Source organism: Taylorella equigenitalis ATCC 35865 (assembly GCF_000276685.1).
Lineage (GTDB): Bacteria > Pseudomonadota > Gammaproteobacteria > Burkholderiales > Burkholderiaceae_B > Taylorella > Taylorella equigenitalis.
In genome coordinates this window covers 327,723-350,253 of record NC_018108.1, presented here as the reverse complement: position 1 = coordinate 350,253, position 22,531 = coordinate 327,723, and the positions used below count along the sequence as shown (strand labels likewise).

Annotated in this window: 16 protein-coding genes; 2 read left to right on the top strand and 14 right to left on the bottom strand. The window is 39.8% G+C overall.

The genetic code is table 11. The features are described 5' to 3' along the window. Positions 1-32: 32 nt before the first annotated feature. The 4 genes from ispE to KUI_RS01690 are packed head-to-tail and all read right to left on the bottom strand — an operon-like array spanning position 33 to position 4,832. Positions 33-926, bottom strand: coding sequence for a 4-(cytidine 5'-diphospho)-2-C-methyl-D-erythritol kinase (gene ispE / locus KUI_RS01705; protein ID WP_013522113.1), 894 nt, complete (start codon positions 924-926; stop codon positions 33-35). Between the two features lie 13 nt (positions 927-939). Next, on the bottom strand, positions 940-1,563 hold the full coding sequence (locus KUI_RS01700; protein ID WP_013522112.1) for an outer membrane lipoprotein LolB: 624 nt from the start codon (positions 1,561-1,563) through the stop codon (positions 940-942). After that, complete coding sequence (locus tag KUI_RS01695) at positions 1,550-3,427, bottom strand: tetratricopeptide repeat protein (protein WP_014840158.1); 1,878 nt, start codon at positions 3,425-3,427, stop codon at positions 1,550-1,552. The genes KUI_RS01700 and KUI_RS01695 overlap by 14 nt, the downstream gene beginning before the upstream one ends. After that, a complete protein-coding gene (locus tag KUI_RS01690) occupies positions 3,408-4,832 on the bottom strand; it encodes an FAD-binding oxidoreductase (RefSeq protein WP_013522110.1) in 1,425 nt (474 codons plus the stop codon). The genes KUI_RS01695 and KUI_RS01690 overlap by 20 nt, the downstream gene beginning before the upstream one ends. Before the next feature lie 69 nt (positions 4,833-4,901). Between KUI_RS01690 and KUI_RS01685 the strand changes: the two genes are divergently transcribed. Continuing rightward, positions 4,902-6,404, top strand: a complete 1,503-nt coding sequence (locus KUI_RS01685) for a phosphohexomutase domain-containing protein (protein WP_014840157.1) — start codon at positions 4,902-4,904, stop codon at positions 6,402-6,404. Between the two features lie 45 nt (positions 6,405-6,449). On the opposite strand, the gene tviB is transcribed toward KUI_RS01685, so the two are convergent. From tviB to gcvT, 6 genes are read right to left on the bottom strand one after another with little or no spacing between them, the layout of a single operon-like run. Next, positions 6,450-7,724, bottom strand: a complete 1,275-nt coding sequence (tviB, locus tag KUI_RS01680) for a Vi polysaccharide biosynthesis UDP-N-acetylglucosamine C-6 dehydrogenase TviB (RefSeq protein WP_014840156.1) — start codon at positions 7,722-7,724, stop codon at positions 6,450-6,452. Then, on the bottom strand, positions 7,725-8,222 hold the full coding sequence (locus KUI_RS01675) for a dihydrofolate reductase (protein WP_014840155.1): 498 nt from the start codon (positions 8,220-8,222) through the stop codon (positions 7,725-7,727). A gap of 2 nt (positions 8,223-8,224) precedes the next feature. Further along, on the bottom strand, positions 8,225-9,019 hold the full coding sequence (locus tag KUI_RS01670) for a thymidylate synthase (RefSeq protein ID WP_014840154.1): 795 nt from the start codon (positions 9,017-9,019) through the stop codon (positions 8,225-8,227). A gap of 1 nt (position 9,020) precedes the next feature. After that, positions 9,021-11,972: an aminomethyl-transferring glycine dehydrogenase gene (gcvP, locus tag KUI_RS01665; protein WP_014840153.1), complete on the bottom strand. Its 2,952-nt coding sequence runs from the start codon at positions 11,970-11,972 to the stop codon at positions 9,021-9,023. A gap of 6 nt (positions 11,973-11,978) precedes the next feature. Next, positions 11,979-12,344, bottom strand: coding sequence for a glycine cleavage system protein GcvH (gcvH, locus tag KUI_RS01660; RefSeq protein WP_013522104.1), 366 nt, complete (start codon positions 12,342-12,344; stop codon positions 11,979-11,981). Between the two features lie 30 nt (positions 12,345-12,374). Next, positions 12,375-13,454 carry a glycine cleavage system aminomethyltransferase GcvT gene (gene gcvT / locus KUI_RS01655; RefSeq protein WP_014840152.1) on the bottom strand — a complete coding sequence of 360 codons (1,080 nt, stop codon included), beginning with the start codon at positions 13,452-13,454 and terminating at the stop codon, positions 12,375-12,377. 112 nt (positions 13,455-13,566) lie between these two features. On the opposite strand from gcvT, the gene KUI_RS01650 reads away from it, so the two are divergent. Beyond that, complete coding sequence (locus tag KUI_RS01650) at positions 13,567-14,772, top strand: cobalamin-independent methionine synthase II family protein (protein ID WP_014840151.1); 1,206 nt, start codon at positions 13,567-13,569, stop codon at positions 14,770-14,772. Here KUI_RS01650 and KUI_RS01645 read toward each other — a convergent pair. The 4 genes from KUI_RS01645 to KUI_RS01630 are packed head-to-tail and all read right to left on the bottom strand — an operon-like array spanning position 14,761 to position 22,499. Then, a complete protein-coding gene (locus tag KUI_RS01645) occupies positions 14,761-15,972 on the bottom strand; it encodes a BaiN/RdsA family NAD(P)/FAD-dependent oxidoreductase (protein ID WP_014840150.1) in 1,212 nt (403 codons plus the stop codon). The genes KUI_RS01650 and KUI_RS01645 overlap by 12 nt on opposite strands. Continuing rightward, positions 15,973-16,536, bottom strand: a complete 564-nt coding sequence (gene dcd, locus KUI_RS01640; protein WP_013522100.1) for a dCTP deaminase — start codon at positions 16,534-16,536, stop codon at positions 15,973-15,975. Positions 16,537-16,542: 6 nt separating this feature from the next. Next, complete coding sequence (locus KUI_RS01635) at positions 16,543-20,712, bottom strand: translocation/assembly module TamB domain-containing protein (RefSeq protein WP_014840149.1); 4,170 nt, start codon at positions 20,710-20,712, stop codon at positions 16,543-16,545. Further along, positions 20,712-22,499 carry an autotransporter assembly complex protein TamA gene (locus KUI_RS01630; protein ID WP_014840148.1) on the bottom strand — a complete coding sequence of 596 codons (1,788 nt, stop codon included), beginning with the start codon at positions 22,497-22,499 and terminating at the stop codon, positions 20,712-20,714. The genes KUI_RS01635 and KUI_RS01630 overlap by 1 nt, the downstream gene beginning before the upstream one ends. Positions 22,500-22,531: the final 32 nt, after the last annotated feature.

Sequence of the window (22,531 nt, the reverse complement as noted above, 5' to 3'; positions counted from 1 at the left end):
CTAATAAAACTTCTCACAAATAAATTGCTAATTTACAACACATCTTTAATTGGGTGCTTACTTAGTTGCTTATAAACCGATAGTTTACGAATTGGGAGAGACAACTTATGGATTAGGGCATTTAAATCCGATAGGGATTTTATTGCTTCGGCTTCTGACAGAAACATTGCGAACAAACAGGATCCTGAGCCACTCATTCTAAGCTTTATAGGATAAGCAGAATCTACAATATTTTGAAGTTGAGGGTAAATTTTAAATGCTGCAGATTCTAAATAATTACTCCCCCAAAAATATGCCTTACTTAAAGCCACTTTCGCATCTTCTAATTCTTTACTACTTAGGCTACGGTAATTTCGATTTAAGTCTGGATGCGTAAAAATTTCAACAGTCGGTATACTGAAATCTGGTTCTATAACCAAAAACCATAAGCCGTCTACATCAAAATCGTGAAGCTCTTCGCCTATACCTTGGATAAAGGAGGTATTGCCACCGATAAAAAATGGTACGTCCGCCCCAAGTTTCAGACCAATAATCCGCAACTGTTCTTCTGACAGATTTAAATCCCACAGATAATTCAGCGCCATTAATGTACTTGCACAGTCGCTCGAACCGCCTCCGAGTCCTCCGCCCATAGGAATATTTTTTGTAAGATTAATCCGTACTCCAGGGGTGGCAATACTTCTTTCATTCGCCAATTTTTGAAGTGTTGAAGCTGCTTTAAAAATTAGATTATCTTCTGTAGGTACTCCCTCTATCTGCGGTAGTACTTTGATTTGGTGGTCGTCTGTAGTTTCAAATTGCAAGTAATCACAATAATCAATCAGTACAAAAACAGATTCAAGATTATGGTAGCCATCAGACCTACGACCCGCAAGGTGCAAAAAAAGATTCAATTTTGCAGGAGCAGGAACTAGAAGACTTTTCAAAACAAACCACCGACTAACGAGCCGATATGCGAATCGTGGTCACAATGCCATCTTTATCTTGATGTAAGTTCACTCGCTTTGGACCAACTGCATCATAAGACAAAAGCTGAACGTTCCAATCAGATTGCATAAATTCAACTATTCTAGAGTTTGAATCCCGTTTTACATTACTTGCATTTGAGGATATTTTTCCGCGAATCCAATTTCTAATATCGCTAACTGGCATTTTTTGTCCGACGGCACGGACCATAAGCTCCTCCGCAGTCGAAGCCTCTAAAACCTGACCCTTAGCATCTGTAAGGACCGCTTCAACAGAGTTAACCTTTATGGTGGCAATAGTTTGCCCTGTAGTTGCCGTTAAGGTTAAGAGCAGAAGCCCATTTGAGTCGATCCAATCAAAATTTCCGCTTAGTGAATTTTTGTATCTATCTTCGGCTTTATCAAAGGTGTTCAAAACAAATTTGCCATGCCTTGTGATTTCTGAGGCTTCTTGAGGACTCGATACGCTTTGCTCCTTCGCCCCTTTCTGCCCGTCCGCAACGATAGCGTTTTGAGGACCCTCAACGCTTGCACAAGAAGCCAAAGTTGCGACAAATGCGACAAATGCAACAAATAAAAATTTATTAATGATTTTCATGTGAGCCCTGATTTAAATCCAATTTTAATTTTCTAAGGGTGTTAGGCAAATAGTCGTTATATTGGTAGAGTTTAAGCCCTTCTTTAGCGACTTGTTTAGCTTTATTTATATCACCCATCACATAATAAATTTCAACTAAATGTGCAGCTGTTTCAGCCATGGGTACATCAGAATATGAATCAGAAATATACATCAAAGCCATATCGGCCATACCAAGTTTATAGTAAATCCAGCCCAAACTATCTTTAATATACGGACTGTTGGGTTCAAGAGATGAAGCGGTTCTTAAAAGATCCAAAGACTCATCCAAGTTGTAGTTTAAGTCCGCAAACATATATCCCAAACCGTTTAGGCATGGAACATTATCAGGATTATGCTTAAGACATAGCCTGTAAACCTCCTCAGCCTTTTTCGTATTACCGCTCGCTTGATAAGCCCATGCCGTCAGCTCACTGTAGACACCAGACTTCGGATTCGCTTCATAATATGGCTTAACTAAATCCAAGGCCATTTGCGTGCGTCCAACATCAATTAAAGTTCTAGTCCCATAAGAAATTGCTGGTTGTGCATATTCTGGAAATCTTATAATCGTGTCCTGAAGCAAAGCCAACCCCTCAGGCACCCTCCAAGTGTGCATTAATGCCTCTGATTTAGCGATATAGTATTTGAACTCATATTTATCTTCAGGCAATTCCGCCAACAAACGCAGAATCTCCTTGAAATCCTTATTATTAGGCTCCCTAATCAGAATATCTAACTTAATTAAAATCGCCCTATCCATACTAGACAATAGCGAATCGTTATCTGGATCGTCCTTAAGCTTTTGTGTGGCAATGCCCATGTACTCATCAACATACCTCAAAGCACTGGTGTCATCGTATTCAATGTATGACATCAATGCATCTACAAGAATATATTGTGGAACATCGGGATATGTTTTTCTAAGCCATTTGGCAAAATCGTGGGCAAGCGGACGAGATTTCTCATCTGAATGCAGTAACATGGCCAGCTCTGTATTTTCATACAGAGGATTTTCACTCATTAAATTATAGAAACGAATTTTTTCATATGCTCTCTGCCTATACTCTGGCAATGCTAGAAAAGCATAAATAATTTCTATAGCTTCGCTTCTATCTTGTGCTGTATCGAAGTGCTTAAGGGCTGCATCCCATGCCTTTGCGTAGTTTTTAGCCGTTAATGAAAACTCTGCTAAATATCTCCAATACATAGGAGTTTTATGTATTAAGTCTTGAGTATATTTTTGATAGATTTCTAAAGCCTTAGTTTGCTCGGGCATAATTTTTAAAATTCCACTAAGGCTTTCTAAAATCTGATCAATTTCCTCATCAGACATATTTTTTTTGAAAATTATGTTTTTGCTTAGAATCTCTTCTAAATCATCATATCTACCAGATATGGAAAACAAAAGGCCCATCAGAGCCTGTAGGGGTTTTGAGTCAGGCTCAAGCTTATATAATTTTTTAGCTGGCTCTAATATCTCTTCTGTCCTACTAGTCATAGGCAAGGACATAAGGGCGATTTTTATATACTCTGGATAAAGCCTGTGCTGCTTAGAAAATCGCGACACTAGCCTTACATACTCATCATAGTCTTCGTCTATCAAAGCCATCTCTATAAGCATAACTTGGTAGACTTCATCGGGATCGACGATGTTAGATTTTTTTTGTACTAGTTTTCTAACTTGTTCCGTATGCTCTTTTAGAAGCTCTTCGAGGTTTTTTTTGTTCTGAGTATTAGATATAGAGTTGGTGGATAAGCTAATATCCACCGAGCTTGTATCTAGTGCGTATACACTTGTAGTAAGTAAAAATCCAGTAAGGGCTTTATGAATTAATTTCAACACTGCTTATAACTTTGCCTGGATTGAGAAGTGAATACGGATCCAAAGCACGCTTAATTTTACGCATAATCCACATCGCATTCTCGTCTTTATATTCTGGCAATATATCCCTTTTTAGTTGACCTATACCATGTTCCGCAGAAATCGATCCATCAAAATCATGCACTGAATCAAAAACAATTTTAAAAATTTCATCTTGATGAGTAAGAAAATCCGCCTTTCTTTCATCTTCTGGTGGGCAAACATTGTAATGAAGATTACCGTCCCCTAAATGTCCGAAAACACTCATCTGAATACCAGGCATAAATTCCTGAAGCTTAGCATTAGTAATTTTTACAAACTCATCCATTTTAGAAACGGGAACTGAGATATCGTTTTTAATAGCCTTACCCACTTCTGCTTCAGCCAATGGTACTGCTTCACGAAGATGCCATAGCTCATTGCTTTGTTGGATAGACTCGGCAATCACCGCATCTATAATCTCATTATTTTCAAATGCATCACCTATCACACGCTCAAACATCTCACGTGCGTGCTCCTCACTCTCAGAATCAGAAATCTCCATCAAAACATACCATGGAGCTGTATCCACAGCAAAAGGTATCCTGATATGAGATAAGTGCTTTTGAACAATAGATAAACAGTAATCCGAAATCAATTCAAATCCTGTTAATGCTGCATCAAACTGCCTTTTAGATCTGTTTAAAACCTGAATGGCTTGCTCAAAACCCTCAAGTGCTAAGAATGCCGTAGTAACAGCCGCTGGCTTTGGAAATAGTTTTAATGTAGCAGCTGTAATAATACCTAAAGTGCCCTCACTGCCAATAAATAAATTACGTAAATCATAGCCAGTATTATCTTTGCGCAAAGACTTTAGCGTATTAACAATATCACCCTCAGCCGTAACAACCTCAAGGCCAAGGCAAAGATCCCGTGCATTACCGTAACGAAGAACCTGAGTGCCCCCAGCATTAGTCGCTAAATTACCGCCAATCGTGCAACTACCCTCAGCTCCAAGACTTAGTGGGAACAAACGACCTGCTTTATCTGCAGCAGCTTGCACATCTTGTAATATACAGCCAGCTTGAACCGTCATCGTATCGTTAGCTGTATCGATATCAAGCACTTTATTCATGCGAGATAGAAGAATTACTACTGCATCACCTTTATTAGAAGGAGTCGCTCCGCCGCACAAACCAGTATTACCGCCTTGTGGTACCATGGGAGCATCAGCTTGCTGGCATAATTTAACAACATCAGCCAACTCCTGAGTGTCCGCTGGTTTTACTACAGCTAAACATTTACCTGTATAACGATTACGCCAATCTGTAAGATAAGGACTAGCTTCCTCTCCCGTAAGCACATGCTCACTTCCAACTAATGCAACTAAATCTTCTACTAATGACATATCTGTGCAATGTAATTAAAAATTTGATTTTACAATAATTTATATTAAGTTTAATTTCAAGAAAACCCTATGTTAATCACGACGATCCCACTAAATGTATTCAAGGAATATGATATTCGTGGACACTATCCTGACGAAATCAACCCCCAATTTGCGTATTTGCTTGGGTTTGCTCTTATGGAGGTATTGCCACCCCAAAACATAGGTAGCGTATTAATTGCCCATGATGCACGTGAGGGGGGACCAGAGCTAGCCAAAGCCCTATATAACGCACTTAAAACCCGGGTTAAAAGTGAGCACATACAGTTTGCTGGGTTGGAACATCCTGGGCTTTTAGCTATTCATAATATCCATAAAAATTACGGGCTTATTATTTATATAACAGCCAGCCACAACCCTGTTGGGTTTAATGGATTCAAAATTTATTGCGATTCGTTACCCATAGATTCTGAGACTATAAAGCTTATAGCTTACAACATGAAACGACTCGCAGATGCTGACTTCAAATTCCTGCATTATAGTGAGGAAATTTTTGAGCAGCCTCCTATCGAAGAAATCGAAAATAGCGAGTATATAAACGCTTTGCTTAGCGAGCCCGATTATTGTCAGGAAAAGTACATATTAAAAATTGCTATTGATGGTGGCAATGGCGTTGCGGGTCTCATTGCCCGTGAGTTATACGAAAAAATGGGGCATGAGGTTTTAGAACTTAACTGCATACCAGACGGTGCGTTTCCAAATCATCATCCCGACCCCTCTGTTCCCGATAATTTAATGCAGTTGCGTAAGTTTGTAGTTGAACATGGATGCGATATCGGGCTGGCATTTGACGGAGATGCTGATAGATTGGGAGTTGTGGACTATCAAGGTCAGATTATAGGGTCTGATAGGGTGTTTATTTTTTTAATTCGAGAGATGATGAAATTTTATAAGTCTTACTCTGATTATGACCCTGCGAAACCCGTGCATATAGTGTATGACATAAAATCAAGTCGGCATATACAAAGAGAGATTGAGGCGGCGGGGGCATTGCCACATTTATCTAAAACAGGGCATTCAAATATGATGCAGAAAGTTGCACAAATTGAGGGTGCTCTTTTTGGAGGAGAATATAGTGGTCATTACTACTTCAAGAAGGATGGACTTATTTTAAATGATGCGGTCTATTCTGGATTTAGATTTTTAAGATTTATAGAAGAAGTTGGACCAGAGGCTTTTGAACATCTACCACATGATTTAATGGTACCTGAAATTAGAATTCCATATCCAAGGGAGCTAGTCAAAGGACTACTTTTGCATGTAAAAGATTCTGCTCAAAAGAATCTAAACCCCATCTCTTTTACTGAAATAGACGGGTTACGTATCGAGATAGAAGGCGGATTTTTGCTTATGCGACCATCTAATACGGAGCAGAAATTAACAATTGTTATCGAGGCAACTTCCGAAGAAGAGCTTTGTAAACTACTGGATTTTACGATTGCCGTACTAGAGGATCATGAGGAACGACTTAAGGACCGAGCCATAGATTTGAAAGACCTTGAGCCCACCAAAAGTAAATTCGGTCCTCATTAAGTTGGGGCTTCTCGGAACCCCACTAATGTTTGACTATACAAAAGCCTAAAGTCTGATATCAGAGTCTTCTTTATCAAGCACATACTTCAAATCGTAAAGTACGTGATTTTCCTTTCCGAGAGCACGTATTTTATCGACGCCCATTTCGCGGAATTCCTTATGACCTACAGCAAGTATGATGCCGTCATACTGACCGTCACTAACTGAATCCACTGTTTTGATGCCATACTCTTGCATAGCCTCTTCTGGATCTACCCATGGATCATACACGTCTACTACAATGTTGTAATCGCCCAATTCTTTAACTATATCGACAATACGTGTATTTCTAATATCCGTGCAGTTTTCTTTAAATGTAAGACCCATAACAAGCACATGACTGCCAACAACTTTAATGTTTTTCTTAGTCATCGCCTTAACTAACTGCTCAACAACATATCTACCCATCGAATCATTAAGACGACGACCAGCCAAAATAATCTCAGGGTGATAGCCAATTGATTGAGCTTTATGAGTTAAATAATATGGATCCACACCTATACAATGACCACCTACAAGCCCTGGTCTAAATGGCAAAAAGTTCCATTTTGTGCCAGCCGCTTCAAGTACGTCCTCAGTATCGATTCCAAGCCTATTACAAAGAAGTGCAAGCTCATTAATCAATGCAATATTAACGTCGCGCTGAGTGTTTTCTATAACTTTAGCTGCCTCTGCAACACGAATTGATGAAGCTTTGTGTGTGCCTGCTGTAATAATGGATTTATACAAATCATCTACAACTTGAGCGACTTCTGGAGTAGAACCTGAAGTGACTTTTTTAATGTTATAAACTCTATGCTGTTTGTCACCTGGATTTATGCGCTCAGGACTATATCCTGCGTAGAAATCCACGTTATATTTAAGGCCAGATACTTTTTCTAAGACAGGGATACAAACTTCCTCTGTAGCTCCAGGGTATACAGTAGATTCGTAGATTACGATATCCCCTTTTTTGAGGTAAGCACCAATAGTTTCACTAGCTTTTACCAATGGAGTAAAGTCAGGACTTTTATGCTCATCGATTGGAGTTGGGACGGTTACAATGTAAGTATTGGAATCTCTTAAATCCTCAGGATTGCAGGAAAAATTTAAATTTTTAGCTTCTGCCAATTCTGAATTATCCACTTCGAGAGTTATATCCTCTCCCTTCATTAGCTGTTCGATGCGCTTCTGATTAATATCAAAACCTAATACATCACGTTTTTTTCCAAATTCAACTGCAAGTGGCAGACCAACATAGCCTAATCCGATAACAGCTAACTTTAACTCCTCAAGATTCACTTAAAACTCCTTCTTTTCGTAAACCACGAAATCGTACGCAAGACCGTTTTCCTCAGGCTGAGGATCTCTTGAAACTTCGGTCCATTGCGATTTATCAAGTTGTGGAAAAAATGTATCCGCTTCGAAACTCTTATGAATTTCAGTTGCGTATACTTTATCCGCTACGGGCAATGCCTGTTTGTAAATCTGCCCACCTCCTATTATAAAAATTTTCGAGGCATCAGAATTATTATTTGCATATTCCAACGATTGTTCTAAGGATGGCAATACTACCGTCCCCTCTGCAAAATAGTCTGCATCCCGTGAAATTGCAATATTTATCCTGCCTGGCAATGGCCTACCGAGCGAGTCACGCGTTTTGCGACCCATGATAATGGGACACCCCATTGTGGTTTTTTTGAAATAGGCAAGGTCACCTTTAAGCCTCCACGGCATATCACCGTTAAGACCAATAGCATGGTTTTCAGAATATGCAACGATAAGACAAATTTTAGGCATAACTATACTGCTACAGGAGCTTTTATATGTGGATGATGTTGATAGTCCAACACTTCAAAATCTTCAAATTCATAATCGAAGATACTTTCTGGTTTACGTTTTATATGAAGTTTTGGATATGGATATGGATCGCGTGACAGTTGCTCCTTCACTTGTTCAAAGTGATTTGAGTATATATGGCAGTCACCACCTGTCCATATAAATTCACCCACATCGAGATTGCACTGTTGTGCAATCATATGTGTGAGTAATGAGTAACTTGCAATATTAAAAGGTACACCTAAAAATATATCAGCACTTCGTTGATATAACTGGCATGAAAGCTTACCCTCAGCTACATAAAATTGAAAAAAAGCATGGCATGGAGGCAGTTTCATTTGAGGTATAAGCCCTACATTCCATGCACTCACTATCAACCTGCGTGAGTCTGGATTGGATTTTATTTGATCGACAACTTGTGAAATCTGATCGATTTTCGTGCCATCGGGTGCTGGCCAGCTTCTCCATTGCACCCCATATATTGGACCTAGTTCACCATTTTCATCGGCCCACTCATTCCAAATTGAAACGCCTCTTTCTTGGAGCCATTTGGCATTTGAATCTCCACGCAAAAACCATAACAGTTCATAGATAATGCTTTTTAGATGAAGTTTCTTCGTAGTGACCATTGGAAAGCCTTCTTGCAAATCAAAACGCATTTGATAAGCGAATACAGACTTAGTTCCCGTTCCGGTTCTATCAGTTTTATCCACACCAGTTTCAAATACATGGTGCATAAAATCTTCGTATTGACGCATATTATTTATAAGCCTCCATTGGAGGACATGTACAAATCAAATTCCTGTCACCATATGCATTATCCACACGAGCTACAGGACACCAATATTTAGTTGCAGGATCTACTCCCTCTGGAAATGCAGCTTCTTGTCGTGAATATGGATGAGTCCAGTTGTCTGAAGCTATCATTTGTGCTGTGTGAGGGGCATTTTTCAACAGATTGTCTGTAGAATCAGCAGCACCCGATTCTATCTGAGTAATCTCTTTGCGAATTTGAATCATGGCATTGATAAAACGCTCAATTTCCCCTATATCTTCAGATTCAGTGGGTTCAATCATAAGCGTTCCTGGCACAGGAAAGCTCATGGTAGGTGCATGGAAACCATAGTCCATCAAACGTTTAGCTACATCATCCACCGTAACACCGCATGAATCCTTGATTGGACGCAGATCGATAATACACTCATGGGCTACAAAACCTTTCTTATCCGTATACAAAATTGGATAATAGCCTTCCAATTTATGTGCAATATAGTTTGCATTTAAAATCGCACAAATTGAAGAAAGTATGCACCCTTGCGATCCAAGCATGTTTAAGTACATATATGGAATTGGCAATATCCCAGCCGATCCAAATGGTGCAGACGATACAGGACCTGGCTCATCAGAATCTGTAAGTACTCCCCGCTCATTTAAGATGCCTGGCAAATAAGGGGCAAGATGCTTTTTAACACCTATTGGACCTACTCCCGGTCCACCTCCACCATGAGGAATACCAAAGGTTTTATGCAAGTTAAAGTGAGAAACATCTGAACCAAACAATCCTGGTGCAGCAAGTCCTACCATTGCATTCATATTTGCCCCATCTAGATAGACTTGAGCCCCAGCCATATGTACCAAATCACATATTTGAATAATATTATCTTCAAATACACCATGAGTAGATGGATAGGTAATCATCAATGCAGCTACCTGTGCACCCATCTCATTTAGTTTATCCCTAAGGTCATCAACGTCAACATAGCCGTCTTTAGTCGTATTAATAATAACAACTTGATAACCCGCCATAGCGGCAGAAGCTGGATTTGTACCGTGTGCAGAAGCTGGAATTAAGCAGATATTGCGATGACCCTCACCATTTGCCTCATGATATGCACGGATAGTTAGTAACCCCGCATACTCACCTGCAGCACCAGAATTCGGTTGAAATGAAAACGCATCATATCCCGTAACCATTTTCATTAGGTTTGTAAGCCGATCTATAAGCGTTCCATATCCAGTTGCTTGCTCATTTGGTGCAAATGGGTGCATATTTGCAAATTCAGACATTGTTATCGGAATCATCGATGAAGCTGAATTTAACTTCATGGTGCATGAACCTAATGGAATCATTGTACGGTCCAAAGCCAAATCCTTATCGGACAACTTACGCATATATCGCATAAGTTGAGTTTCTGAGTGATATGTATTGAATATAGAGTGAGATAGAAATTTAGAGGTTCTAACTAAATGACCTAACTTATTATTAAATACCTGGTTCGCACTCTCATTTCCACTATTTAGTGTTGCATTCTCATTTAAAGGAAATAAATAATTCTTGCCGTATTTTTTAGCAGATTCAAAAAACAATTCACCCAAGCTATAACCGTCTAACCAATTCACTTCATCAAAACTTACAGATACGGTTTTAGAATCGACAAGACGAATATTTGCACCTTCTTTTGCTAAATCAGCAACTAAATCCTGAGCCCAAGGGCAATCGATAGAGATGGTATCAAAATATCTTTTAGTCAGTACTTTATAACCTATTTTAGTTAGATACTTAGCAAAATCATCAGTAGCCTGAAATATCTGAAGAGCTATATTCCTTAAATTATCAGGACCATGATATACGGCATACATACTTGCCATAATCGCTAAAAGAGCTTGAGCAGTACAAATATTGGAAGTGGCTTTCTCACGTCTAATATGTTGCTCTCGCGTTTGCATTGCCAACCTAAGGGCAGGAGCACCCTGAGCATCAACTGACACTCCTACTAATCGCCCTGGAATGGCACGCTTTAATTTTTCGTTAACAGCAAAAAATGCGGCATGAGGACCACCAAAAGCCATAGGCACACCGAATCGTTGAGAGTTCCCGAATGCAATGTCTGCACCCCACTCTCCAGGCGGTTTAAGCAATGTAAGTGCCAATAAATCGGTAGCAACAGCAACTAGTGCACCTAAACCATGTGCTTTTTGCACCTCTTCGGAATAGTCGTAGATGGCACCATTAGTTCGTGGGTATTGAAGAATAACGCCAAAGCAATTTCCGAAGCCGTCAAATTCATCGCCAATTTCGAGATCTATTCCAAGAGGGGCCGCCCTAGTTTTGAGGACCTCTATCGTTTGAGGATGTAGATATTTTGAAACAAAGCATGTTTTACTTTTGTTCTTGGCTGATCGATACATTACAAGCATCGCTTCAGCCGCTGCCGTTCCTTCATCTAGTAGTGATGCATTTGCTATTGGTAATGCTGTCAAATCCGACACCATAGTCTGAAAATTCAGAAGTGCTTCGAGTCGCCCCTGTGATATCTCGGGTTGATATGGAGTGTAGGCTGTGTACCAAGCTGGGTTTTCTAATATATTTCTTTTAATAACACTTGGAGTGAATGTGCCGTAGTATCCCTGACCAATATAATTAACTATTGGCTTATTTTCATATGCTATCTTAGATATTTCATTAAGTGCTTCTTCCTCGCTTGTCCCAGAGTAAGAATATAATGCTCCACCTAATCTTTCAGGATCAAAAATTGAATTTGGAACTACATCTTCTATAAAGGATTCAAGACAATCGTACCCAAGCTCGGCCAGCATCTCGTCTTGAGCCTCTGAACTCAAACCAATATGTCTATCCTTGAAAGACTTAAGAACTATTAGAGGCCTTGAATAACTAACCCATGGCCCGTAAATCCCAACTGGTAAACTCATATGTTATTAAGCCTCGTAATGTTCAGAGTTAAGTAAACTATCAAATTGAGAGGCATCACTAGCTTTAATTTTGAATATCCAGTTAGCATAAGCATCCTGATTAATTAAAGTTGGATCAGAATCCAATGCCTCATTAAATTCAACGATTTCTCCATCTAAAGGGGCATAAATATCAGAAGCAGCCTTTACGGACTCAACTACAGCAGCCGTATCTCCTGCTTTTAAAGTTTCCCCAACTTTTGCATCACCTACGAATACCAAGTCACCAAGCTGATCCTGAGCATCGTCTGTGATTCCGACTAAAAAGAAGTCTCCTTCTTTTTTTACCCATTCGTGTGTTTTTGTATATTTACGATCTGTAGGTAGGTTCATAAAATTTCCTTTAAACTTAAACCTTTAAACTTAAACTAATGCTTTTCCGTTTTTAACAAATGGCAATTTGACCAATTCCGCTTCATGCCATTTTCCGCGAATATCTACTTCAACTTTTTGATTAGGCTCTGTGCCAAACGGCATGCGAATAAAACCTATTGAATATCCTAATGAAGGGGACATGGTTCCGCTTGTAATTTCACCTTCAGCGCCATCAGCAGTACGAACTTTCATATGAGAGCGCATAACACCACGTCCTAAAAGGCGAATACCTAAAAATGATTTTTTGCGAGAGTTATCTAAAGCTGATCGACCAATAAAATCACGTTCTTCATCTTTAAGTGAAACTGTCCACTGCAAGCCACTCTCTGATGGTTGGGTACTTGTATCCATATCAGAACCATATAAATTCATCCCAGCCTCAAGACGCAATGTATCCCTTGCTCCAAGTCCGCATGGTTGTACACCAAGTGACACCAAACGCTTCCATAAATTAATGATTAAATCAGGTTTTGCAGAGATTTCAAATCCATCCTCTCCCGTATAACCTGTACGTCCTAAGAAAAATTCACCAACTTGCTTACATGAAAATGGCTTTATAACTGAGAGATCAACATCCTCGGGGAGTGCCTTGGATAGGGTTTCTTGAGAAAGAGGACCTTGGATGGCAATCATTGCCAAATCGCGACGTGATGTAACTTGAACCTCAAATGCACGAGCTTGCTTTGAAATCCACTCGAGATCCGAATCAGCACATCCAGCATTTACTACTAAACGCCAGTCACCATCATCAACATAATAGGTAATAAGGTCATCAATAATTCCGCCCTCCTCGTTCAGCATGCAGGAGTATAGGGCTTTTCCAGGGGATTCAGATATTTTTAAAATGTCGTTTGAAAGAAGCTTACGCAAAAAATCTACGATACGTGTTCCAGATAAGTCGATACGCAACATGTGAGAAACATCAAACATGCCCACGTTTGTCCGTACCGCTTTATGTTCTTCTATTTGAGATCCGTATGAGACGGGCATCTCCCATCCACCAAAATCGATTAATTTTGCTCCTGATTCTATATGTAGGTCATAAAGTTGCGTACGTTTTGCACTCATAAAATCTCCAAAATATAACCATTAATTGTATCTTATGACTTTTCTTTATTTGAATATAATTGTTCCAATAAATCATAAAGAGTATATTTAGAAAAAACATAGGATTACTGATATGACACATAAAATTCTAACAACCCATGTGGGCTCATTGCCTAGAACCCCTGAACTTCTGGCTGCTAATGACCGTAGAGCGACAAACGATATCAGTAACGATGAATTTTTCGATATCCTGCAAGAAGCCGTAGATAAAGTTGTAAAGCGTCAAGTAGATATTGGACTAGATATCATAAATGAAGGTGAATATGGGCATATTACTAGTGGGGCTGTTGATTACGGTGCTTGGTGGAATTATTCGTTTAGTCGACTTGGTGGTCTAACTTTAACTGACGAAGATCGCTGGGCCAATCAGGATATTGTTCGCTCCGCCCCAGGTGATATCAAGCTGACATCATTTCAGGATCGTCGTGATCGAGTTAAATTTAAAGAAGCATACGAAGATCCCGACTCAGGCATATTTACAGGACGCAAAAAAGTGGGCAATCCTAAGATAACTGGAGAACTTACTTATATTGGTCTAGAGCAAGTTCAGACAGATATAAATCTGATGAAAAAAGCCTTTGAAAAATACGGTGTAAAGCAAGGGTTCATAGCTGCACTTTCTCCTGGGTCTTGTGCACGTATTAAAAACGAATTTTATTCATCGGACGAGGAAGTGCTAGATGCTTGTTCTAGGGCTATGGCTCATGAATATAAAGCGATTACAGATGCAGGATTTATTGTTCAGTTAGATGCCCCTGACCTTGCGGAATCGTGGGATCAGATTAATCCAGAGCCTTCAGTAGAAGACTACCAAAAATGGTTGCAGCTTCGTATCGATGCTATAAATCGTGCAATAGAAGGCATACCTCGGGAGCTTGTACGTTTGCATATCTGCTGGGGATCATGGCATGGTCCACATACAACGGATATTGCATTTAAAGATATCGTAGATCAGTGTTTGGCTGTTAATGCAGGGGCATACAGCTTTGAAGCAGCATCACCCCGACATGCTCATGAATGGACATTGTGGAAGGACCATACATTGCCACCAGGGGCAAAAATTGTGCCTGGAGTTGTAAGCCACAGCACAAACGTAGTAGAACATCCAGAACTCGTGGCAGAGCGTGTTATACGTTTTGCTGAATTGGTTGGTCCTGAAAACCTTATCGTATCCACGGACTGCGGATTGGGCGGCCGACTACATCATCAAATTGCGTGGGCGAAGTTAGAGAGCCTAGTAGAAGGCACACGAATCGCAGAGAAGCATTTATTTGGCTGATTGTTGCGATAACCGCTTGAGTGCTTGTGTACAAACATAGGCACTCGACCATGCCCACTGAAAGTTGAAACCTCCCAAGTGACCCGTCACATCCAAAACCTCGCCGATAAAATATAGTCCTTCCACATTAAAGCTTTGCATTGTTTTAGGGTCTATCTGCTTCGTATCAACCCCGCCTGACATAGCCTCTGCCTTTTTGTATCCCTGCGTACCTGCAGGATTTACACGAAAATTATGAATCGAATCTGCGAACTGCTTTATGGTTTTATGACCAATTTCCGATAAATTTTTATTTGGTGGCAATACCCCCACAAGCACCATTGCCAACCTTTTAGGTAAATACTGCTCAAGCACGGATATAGGTTTGGTATTGCCCAATTTAGAAGCTTCTATAAGCACAGAGGACAAATCCACATTAGGGCATAGATTAATCTTAAGTTCATCGCCCTCATTCCAATATGTAGAAATATTAAGAATCAAAGGACCTGATAATCCCTTGTGCGTAAACAGCATATCGTCCTCAAACTGAGCACCATCGAGATTTATAGAGGCTTTTATACTGATTCCAGCTAATTCCGAATATGGCTTCCAATTATCAATATCAAATATAAGAGGTACGAGTGCAGGTTTTGGGCCTACAACATGATGACCAAATTTTTTTGCTATAGATAATCCAAAATCGCTAGCACCTACAGCTGGAGCTGCCAGCCCGCCCATGGACACGATTAAATAGGAGCATCTAATCTTCCCTATATCGGTGGATATACTAAATAAATCGCTATCCTTTTGAGCATCGAAAATCCGCACTGGATGACGAATTTCAATATTAGGACAGGAGCTTTCTTCTAGAAGCATATTGATAATTGCATGGCTTCCATCACGAGTAAAGTACTGAACACCATTTTTCAGTACCCAGGCGATATTATGCTTTTGAACTAAGTTTAAAAAATCCCTTGGCTTGTAGGCATTTAATGCATAACGTGGAAATTGCGGATTTCTCGTATAGTAGTCTTTTTCGCTGACATAGCGATTCGTAAAATTGCATCGACCGCCACCACTTATACGTATCTTTTCGCCTAATTTACGTGCATGATCTAAAACGCAAACTTTAATAGAAGTGCCAGCAAGCTGCGAAGCACACATAAGCCCTGCAGCTCCAGCCCCTAGAATCACAACATCATATGAGATAGATGTCGACATTTAGATTCGTGGAAGTGTCACGCCTTCTTGGCCTTGATATTTGCCTCCGCGGTCCTTATAGGATACCTCGCAAACATCATCCCCACCTAAAAATAAAAACTGTGCACACCCTTCATTTGCATATATTTTCGCTGGCAATGGTGTCGTATTCGAAAACTCCAAAGTCACGTGACCCTCCCATTCAGGCTCAAGTGGTGTGACATTTACAATAATTCCACAACGTGCGTAGGTGCTTTTTCCTAAACAAATTGTGAGTACATCACGAGGAATCTTAAAATACTCTACAGTCCGTGCAAGTGCAAAAGAGTTTGGTGGGATTATGCACACGTCCCCCTCAAAATCAATAAAAGATTTTTCATCAAACTTTTTTGGATCTACGATTGTGGAATTAATGTTTGTAAATATTTTGAATTCACGTGCACAACGTACATCGTAGCCATAACTACTTGTGCCATAACTTACGATTTTTCTATCTTCTAAAAACCGCACCTGACCTGCCTCATAAGGCGTAATCATGCCCTTTAAAGCGTGTTCACGAATCCATTTATCGTTTTTGATACCCATATAGACCTAAAATTTAAATACTCTTTTGTAGATTAATTCTATACCATTAACAGAGCCAGCTTTGATGTCTGCGGTTATGTTTTCAAATAGTTTGTAGCTCGCACGCACAACTGTACCGCCACCAGAAATAGACTGCTCTAGTGCTGCCGACCAATTTTCAGTAACCTGTTTTGAGATATAAAGGAGCTGATCAGAAGTATCACTTCCTCTATATGATGTACTGTCTGCTACAGATCTCTGTGGCAATATAGCTCCACTCGCACCCACAGTTCCTGAACGCACACCGATATTATCAATACCTATTTGTCTATATAGTGGCTCCTCACCCCCAAGCAACTCAGTGCCTATGGATAATAGCAATGCTAAATCGGCACCACTGCTATCAGGTCCCCTACCCATAATCAACCATGAAAGTTTTTCAACCTCACTTACATCTGGATAGGATACCAGTGATATTTTAGGTAAACGTGCATTCCCCTGAACCCGCACTCCAGCTTCCACCTCAAGACCTTTTCTGATTGCTTCAATATCAAAGCTTGGATTTTCTACAGATCCATTAAAGGTGATTTCGCCCTTATCGATAGATAACTTTTGACCGTAGGCTTCAATTTTTCCGCCGTCTGTCTCGAACATACCAACTGCCTTAATAGGTCCATCATTTTTAATTATGTTTAGGGAGCCTTTGACTTTAGAATCAAGACCCAGACCTACGATATGGAAATGATCCCCCAAATTAAAATTCACATCTAGATTAAGATTGGTATCAGTTTTACGTGGTGCAGGATTCGCCTCACCCTCTTTTAGGATAATAATATCACTATCAAGTTTTGGAGTAGATTCCAAAATATCTACACTTGCAAAGCCAGTATCTGTAGTAAAGTTACCCGATATATCAACTTGAGGTAGTGGTGCGCTAATGGCCCCATTGCCACTAACCATAATAAAACGGTCAGAACGCTGAACTATAGGATATTTATCAACGTCGACTTTAAACTCACCTACCGAATCGACTAAATCCCAAAATCCACTAAGTGAAAAATATCCTTTCGAACCCAACTTATCTAACATCGCTTTTGTACGTACTTCGCTTGGCTTAACCCTTATAACACTTGGAAATGTCAGATCATCGACAAAGTACCGTCCTGAATCTAGATGAGAATTCAATGTGCCATTTAGAAATCTAACACCATTTTCCACCTCAACAATTTTTAAATCTTTGGCATTCAAATACCCAGTCGTCGTCCAATTGCCGTCAGATTTTGTGTGTAAACGTATGTCAAAATCAGCCTCTCCGCCAAGTTCGAGCAAATCATCTGTGAAGGCAGACACCCATGAAATATCATTAATCTTACCCGTAGCCGTAACTTCTGTTCCACTTCTTAATAACGGCTGAAGCCCTACAAATGGCACTTTCGCATTGATTTTAAGCTGACCCGTAGTCTTAGTATTTAGGGTAATTGTTGTCTTGAAATCACTTTTATTACCTACTGAAGGCTCAAAAATAGCTTGTAGGCTTAAATCCTGTATGCCCATGTGCTTGTTATTACTTCGTGGCAATACAAAGTCACCAGACACCCTATTGACTACGATACCGCCCCGCATACTCTCATTAAATTCTATGCCCCACTGAGCATTAATTTTAAGGTCGCTTTTATTTTTGCTAGCTGGGTTTTTTACTACTATACCGCCAGGTCCTGAGTTTTCCTTAAACTCCAACATTTCGGTAAACTCTTTTAAATGTTCATCTATGACAACATTTTTAATCTCTCCAGCTGTTCTCCATCTTTTGCCCTGACCCTCAGAAATAATGTGACTAAGGGTAATAACATGCTTATTTGGCATCGTAAGATTTAATGACCCATTGGTAACTTTCCAGCTTAACTCGGCAAGACTGTGTTCCTTATTAATTTCAATTTCAATATCATCTTTACTTTTTAGATTGTATTTATCGAAATCGGAATTTAATTCAGTAAATTTGCCCTTCCACGACTTTACTTGAGAATCCTCACTAATTAACCCTCCAGTAACGGCACCTGAAAGCGTCATGACTTGCGGTTTTTTACCGCTAAATCCTTTTGGTGCGTATTGCAATTTTCCTTTTGTTGTGTGCTGTTCAGCCGTACCAGTTGTAAATCCCTCAACTTTAGCCGCACCTTCGAGAGTTGGCCATAATTCCTTAAAGTTTAAAGCTTCAATCTTTCCTTCTAACTTATCGTTAGGTCTACCAAACGCACCTTTTGAGACGATAGTATTGGAGCCTATTTTTAGATTTGCATCGGCTTTTTCAAAAATATAAAGTACAGGCGTAAAGATAGTAGTATTTTCTACAGTTTCTTCATCAAATGGTGTGAATTTAAAATCAACAAGACCTGAAATCGGCTTTCCTAGCCATTTACTGTTCTTATCTATATCTAGATATAGACTGCCTTTTGTAGGAATTTTGTTTTTATTAAATTTAATTACGCCTGCGATATTGCCATTAATTATGGAATCTTTAACTAGCCCCCCTGAAAGCAGACCAATATCCAGTTGATTTGTATTTAAGTTAACTGCAAGCGATTCTTTATCAGTAACGTCTGGACCTAAATTACCCTTGAGTAATGTACCATTTGATAGCTCGATATCTAGTTCCCCAGTATCAAATCCAAGAATATTTTTTGGATCGATTACGAAGTCACCTTTAATTTTTGTGGACTCTCCATCTCCATTCAGATTAACAATTATTTTTTCTTCGGGCGTGCCCTTAAGATTTAGGTGTAACTCCTTTATATTAAGAAGTGGATTTTTTTGTAGTTCTAAAGCCTCTTCGCCATTACGTGTTATGAACAAATCGGTTTCTATAAGTGGAGCTTTTTTTAAATCCCATCTTGCATTAAAAAGTTGATCTTCGTACTTCAAATCCTTAATGATGCCTTGAGAGAAAATCTGATTTTTAACGCCATTAGTGGATTCATGGACAATAACTGTATCTGTCATGCCTTTGCGGGCAAATACTAGAGTAGCTTGCCCGATTTTCCATTCAGCAGGCGGTCCAAATTGTATGTCAATTGGGATGGGAGAACTGTTAGAAATTTTATTGTCTTTGTTGTGGATATCTATTTTAGATATGCTCGAAGCCCACGAATTATCAGTACCCTTACCTGTAGCTTCTATGTCTATATGCACATCGTCAGCACCAAGTGCAAAGTCCTCAAGAGGCACATAAATGCCATTAAGTTTAAATTCGTGATTTTGTATATCACCGGTAATAGTGGCTTCTAGGGTTAATGACTTGCCCGCTCCAGGAGCCATTCTATCTAATTTTGGAGCTGTGGCACGCATAACGATGCCCTTAGTTTTTACACCATTTTGAAGAGGCAAGCTACCGTCGATATGAAGTTGATTATCCCCGATCAGCAAATCAACAAGTGGGTCAATCTGCCTTCTAGAGTCGATTCTAATCTGAGCTTTACCTATAACGGCTTGATTGAACAATAAGCTTTTATCATCTAGTTCAGCCTTTAAATCTAACTTATCCCATACAAACGGATTCGTGCCCGACCCTTCACCCACAACCTTACTTGTTATGCGATAGCCCTGTCCTGTCAATGAAAGCTCAGAATCAATATTGAAATCAAGATGTTTACGTCTAAGAAAATTTAATTTTAGATTTTCAACACTACCCGCAATTTCGACCATAGGCGGGCTTTCGTTAAAAATATTATCCTTTTTAACAGTTTGCTGTATTGCAAAGTTATATAGGCTAGCCCTCTCAACGATAATGTCTACGGGCAATGTAGGGTACTCAATAACGCTACCTTCTGCTTTGTCCACTTGCTTTGCAACATCTTCGGCTATTTCTTTTGTGTCTTTGGCCACAATTTGCATATTTAAATTGCGACTAGTAAATGACTCAATATAAATTTGTCTATCTTTTAATTTTGCTAAATTTAGCTTTATGGCAATGCCCTGTGCATCAACCTTCAGAGTAGGCTTATCAATTAAAAGATTTCCAATCAACAAACCGTCCCAGACAGTACCTTGTATATCATCCGCATGAACACCAGCATACGGCAATATATGGTCAGCAACTTTTCTTATTCCGAAATTCGTAAATAAAACCGAATAAACCACTACTCCGAATAGAATAATCAGCAAAAAGAAAGTAACTAAAAAGAAGCGAAATAGAGTTTTCATCAGAATGACGCTCCAAGGGTAAAGTGAAGACGAATTTTCTTATCGTTAATCGCCCAAGCTAAATCCGCTTTTAACGGACCTGCAGGAGTTTTAACTAAGGCTCCAAATCCAACCCCAACTTTTGGTTTCATATCTTTTAGTTTTTCAGCCGCATTGCCAACATCTATAAAAGCTGACATACCAAACGTATCGTTAAAGTATCTTTGGTATTCTGCACTTAGAACGGCAAGGTTTTTAGCCCCAACTATGGTTTCCCCAATGTTTTTACCTAGACCGTAATATTTATACCCACGTATAGATCGAGCACCGCCCGTACGATATGCGAAATCATCTGGATAGAGGGTATCTTTGCCAGCCCAGACACGACCAATCTCTCCACGGATTGTAATCGCATCTTTTTTACCTACTGGAAACCAATACTGACCTCGCAATGAAGCCCTATAGAACATCTTATGCTGCTTGAAATTATGCCCTATGCCCACACCCATGCCAAAAGCATGCCCCGACCTAGGATCCTCTTTAGACTTAATATCACGTCTTACAACTTCATATGTAGCTACGATAGATGGCAATATAAATTCAGGATTTTTCCTATCAAGAGGACGCTCAATCCTATCACGATTAGCCATGATGGCCCAACCATTTGACCATTCCACATTGCTATCGGGATCTAATTTAAAATCGCGCTTTCTACGAAATCCAAAACCGAATCTCAAAACCTTTTCATTGTGAATTTTGGACCTGCGAATCATCACACCCATACTATCAACAGAATGATTTTGATTCGGAGGAAAATATACATCGAAGTAGGCACGTTGAGCATCCTTATCAACTCCTGCTCCGCCCTCTATCACAAGTGGTTGCTTGATTATGATATTTTGTCTATACACGGCTTCTGCATGCAGACCAACACTATCATCCACACCGATTGACCCTGCCAATGTGCTCGCAGGAGCCTCTGTAACCCTCACTTGAACTGGCAACTCGACTACATCTTTTTTCATCAAATTGGGATCGTTTGGAACGATAGGATTTATAAAGACCCCACGGAAATAGTTTGTTTGTTGCAGAAGACTAACCCAATCATCAAAATCATGCTTATCATAGGGTTTACCTGGCTTGTAGTTCAGATACTTTTCTACAATTTTTCTAGGAACACGTCGTAACCCGAATATTTCAATATGCCCTAGTTTAACTTCAGGTCCACTATCGATAACGACCAAAGTCTCAACTGAGGACTGCTTAGGGTCGACCACGGCACGAGTTTGACTAAGGCGGGCTAGATAAAAGTCCCTTTGAAGCACAACATCCAAAATATCATTTTTAGACTTGGACCAATTTTTATTTAAAAATGCACTTCCTTCAGGCAACCCCCAAGATGCTTTAATACTTTGAACTCGGGTGACGTGCTTAGGCTTTGATATGGCCCCTTCAAATTGCGTAGTAGCTTGAGTTACTTTGCTTTGCTCACCTGCTTCTATGGAAATATCCCAAGTGTCACCGCCAATATCCTGACCAACTTCAAGAGTAACTACGGGAGCGTAATATCCCATAGTGGCAAGGGCTGTAACCACGGACTCGTGCCCTTTTCGACGAATACGTGCAGCCTCACCGCCATCTTGGTCATCGGCTTGACGAACAACTGCACTGATTGCTTTTTGAACGGCGGTCAATTCCTCAGGCGAAAGTCCGCTAGGAATAATTAAGACCTCGGGTTTATGAGCGGCAAACGTAGAGGTAGCACTGAAAAATAAAAGACACTGCAGAACCCTAGTGCCTAGTCTCATAAAATTACCTAAAGCAAAAGTTAAATACCATA

Bases quoted from the DNA above. Each gene is read 5' to 3' on its own strand.
- KUI_RS01700 (WP_013522112.1), bottom strand. From the start codon at position 1,563: ATGAAAATCATTAATAAATTTTTATTTGTTGCATTTGTCGCATTTGTC.
- KUI_RS01690 (WP_013522110.1), bottom strand. From the start codon at position 4,832: ATGTCATTAGTAGAAGATTTAGTTGCATTAGTTGGAAGTGAGCATGTG.
- KUI_RS01685 (WP_014840157.1), top strand. From the start codon at position 4,902: ATGTTAATCACGACGATCCCACTAAATGTATTCAAGGAATATGATATT.
- KUI_RS01675 (WP_014840155.1), bottom strand. From the start codon at position 8,222: ATGCCTAAAATTTGTCTTATCGTTGCATATTCTGAAAACCATGCTATT.
- KUI_RS01670 (WP_014840154.1), bottom strand. From the start codon at position 9,019: ATGCGTCAATACGAAGATTTTATGCACCATGTATTTGAAACTGGTGTG.
- gcvP (WP_014840153.1), bottom strand. From the start codon at position 11,972: ATGAGTTTACCAGTTGGGATTTACGGGCCATGGGTTAGTTATTCAAGG.
- gcvH (WP_013522104.1), bottom strand. From the start codon at position 12,344: ATGAACCTACCTACAGATCGTAAATATACAAAAACACACGAATGGGTA.
- gcvT (WP_014840152.1), bottom strand. From the start codon at position 13,454: ATGAGTGCAAAACGTACGCAACTTTATGACCTACATATAGAATCAGGA.
- KUI_RS01650 (WP_014840151.1), top strand. From the start codon at position 13,567: ATGACACATAAAATTCTAACAACCCATGTGGGCTCATTGCCTAGAACC.
- KUI_RS01645 (WP_014840150.1), bottom strand. From the start codon at position 15,972: ATGTCGACATCTATCTCATATGATGTTGTGATTCTAGGGGCTGGAGCT.
- dcd (WP_013522100.1), bottom strand. From the start codon at position 16,536: ATGGGTATCAAAAACGATAAATGGATTCGTGAACACGCTTTAAAGGGC.
- KUI_RS01635 (WP_014840149.1), bottom strand. From the start codon at position 20,712: ATGAAAACTCTATTTCGCTTCTTTTTAGTTACTTTCTTTTTGCTGATT.
- KUI_RS01630 (WP_014840148.1), bottom strand. From the start codon at position 22,499: ATGAGACTAGGCACTAGGGTTCTGCAGTGTCTTTTATTTTTCAGTGCT.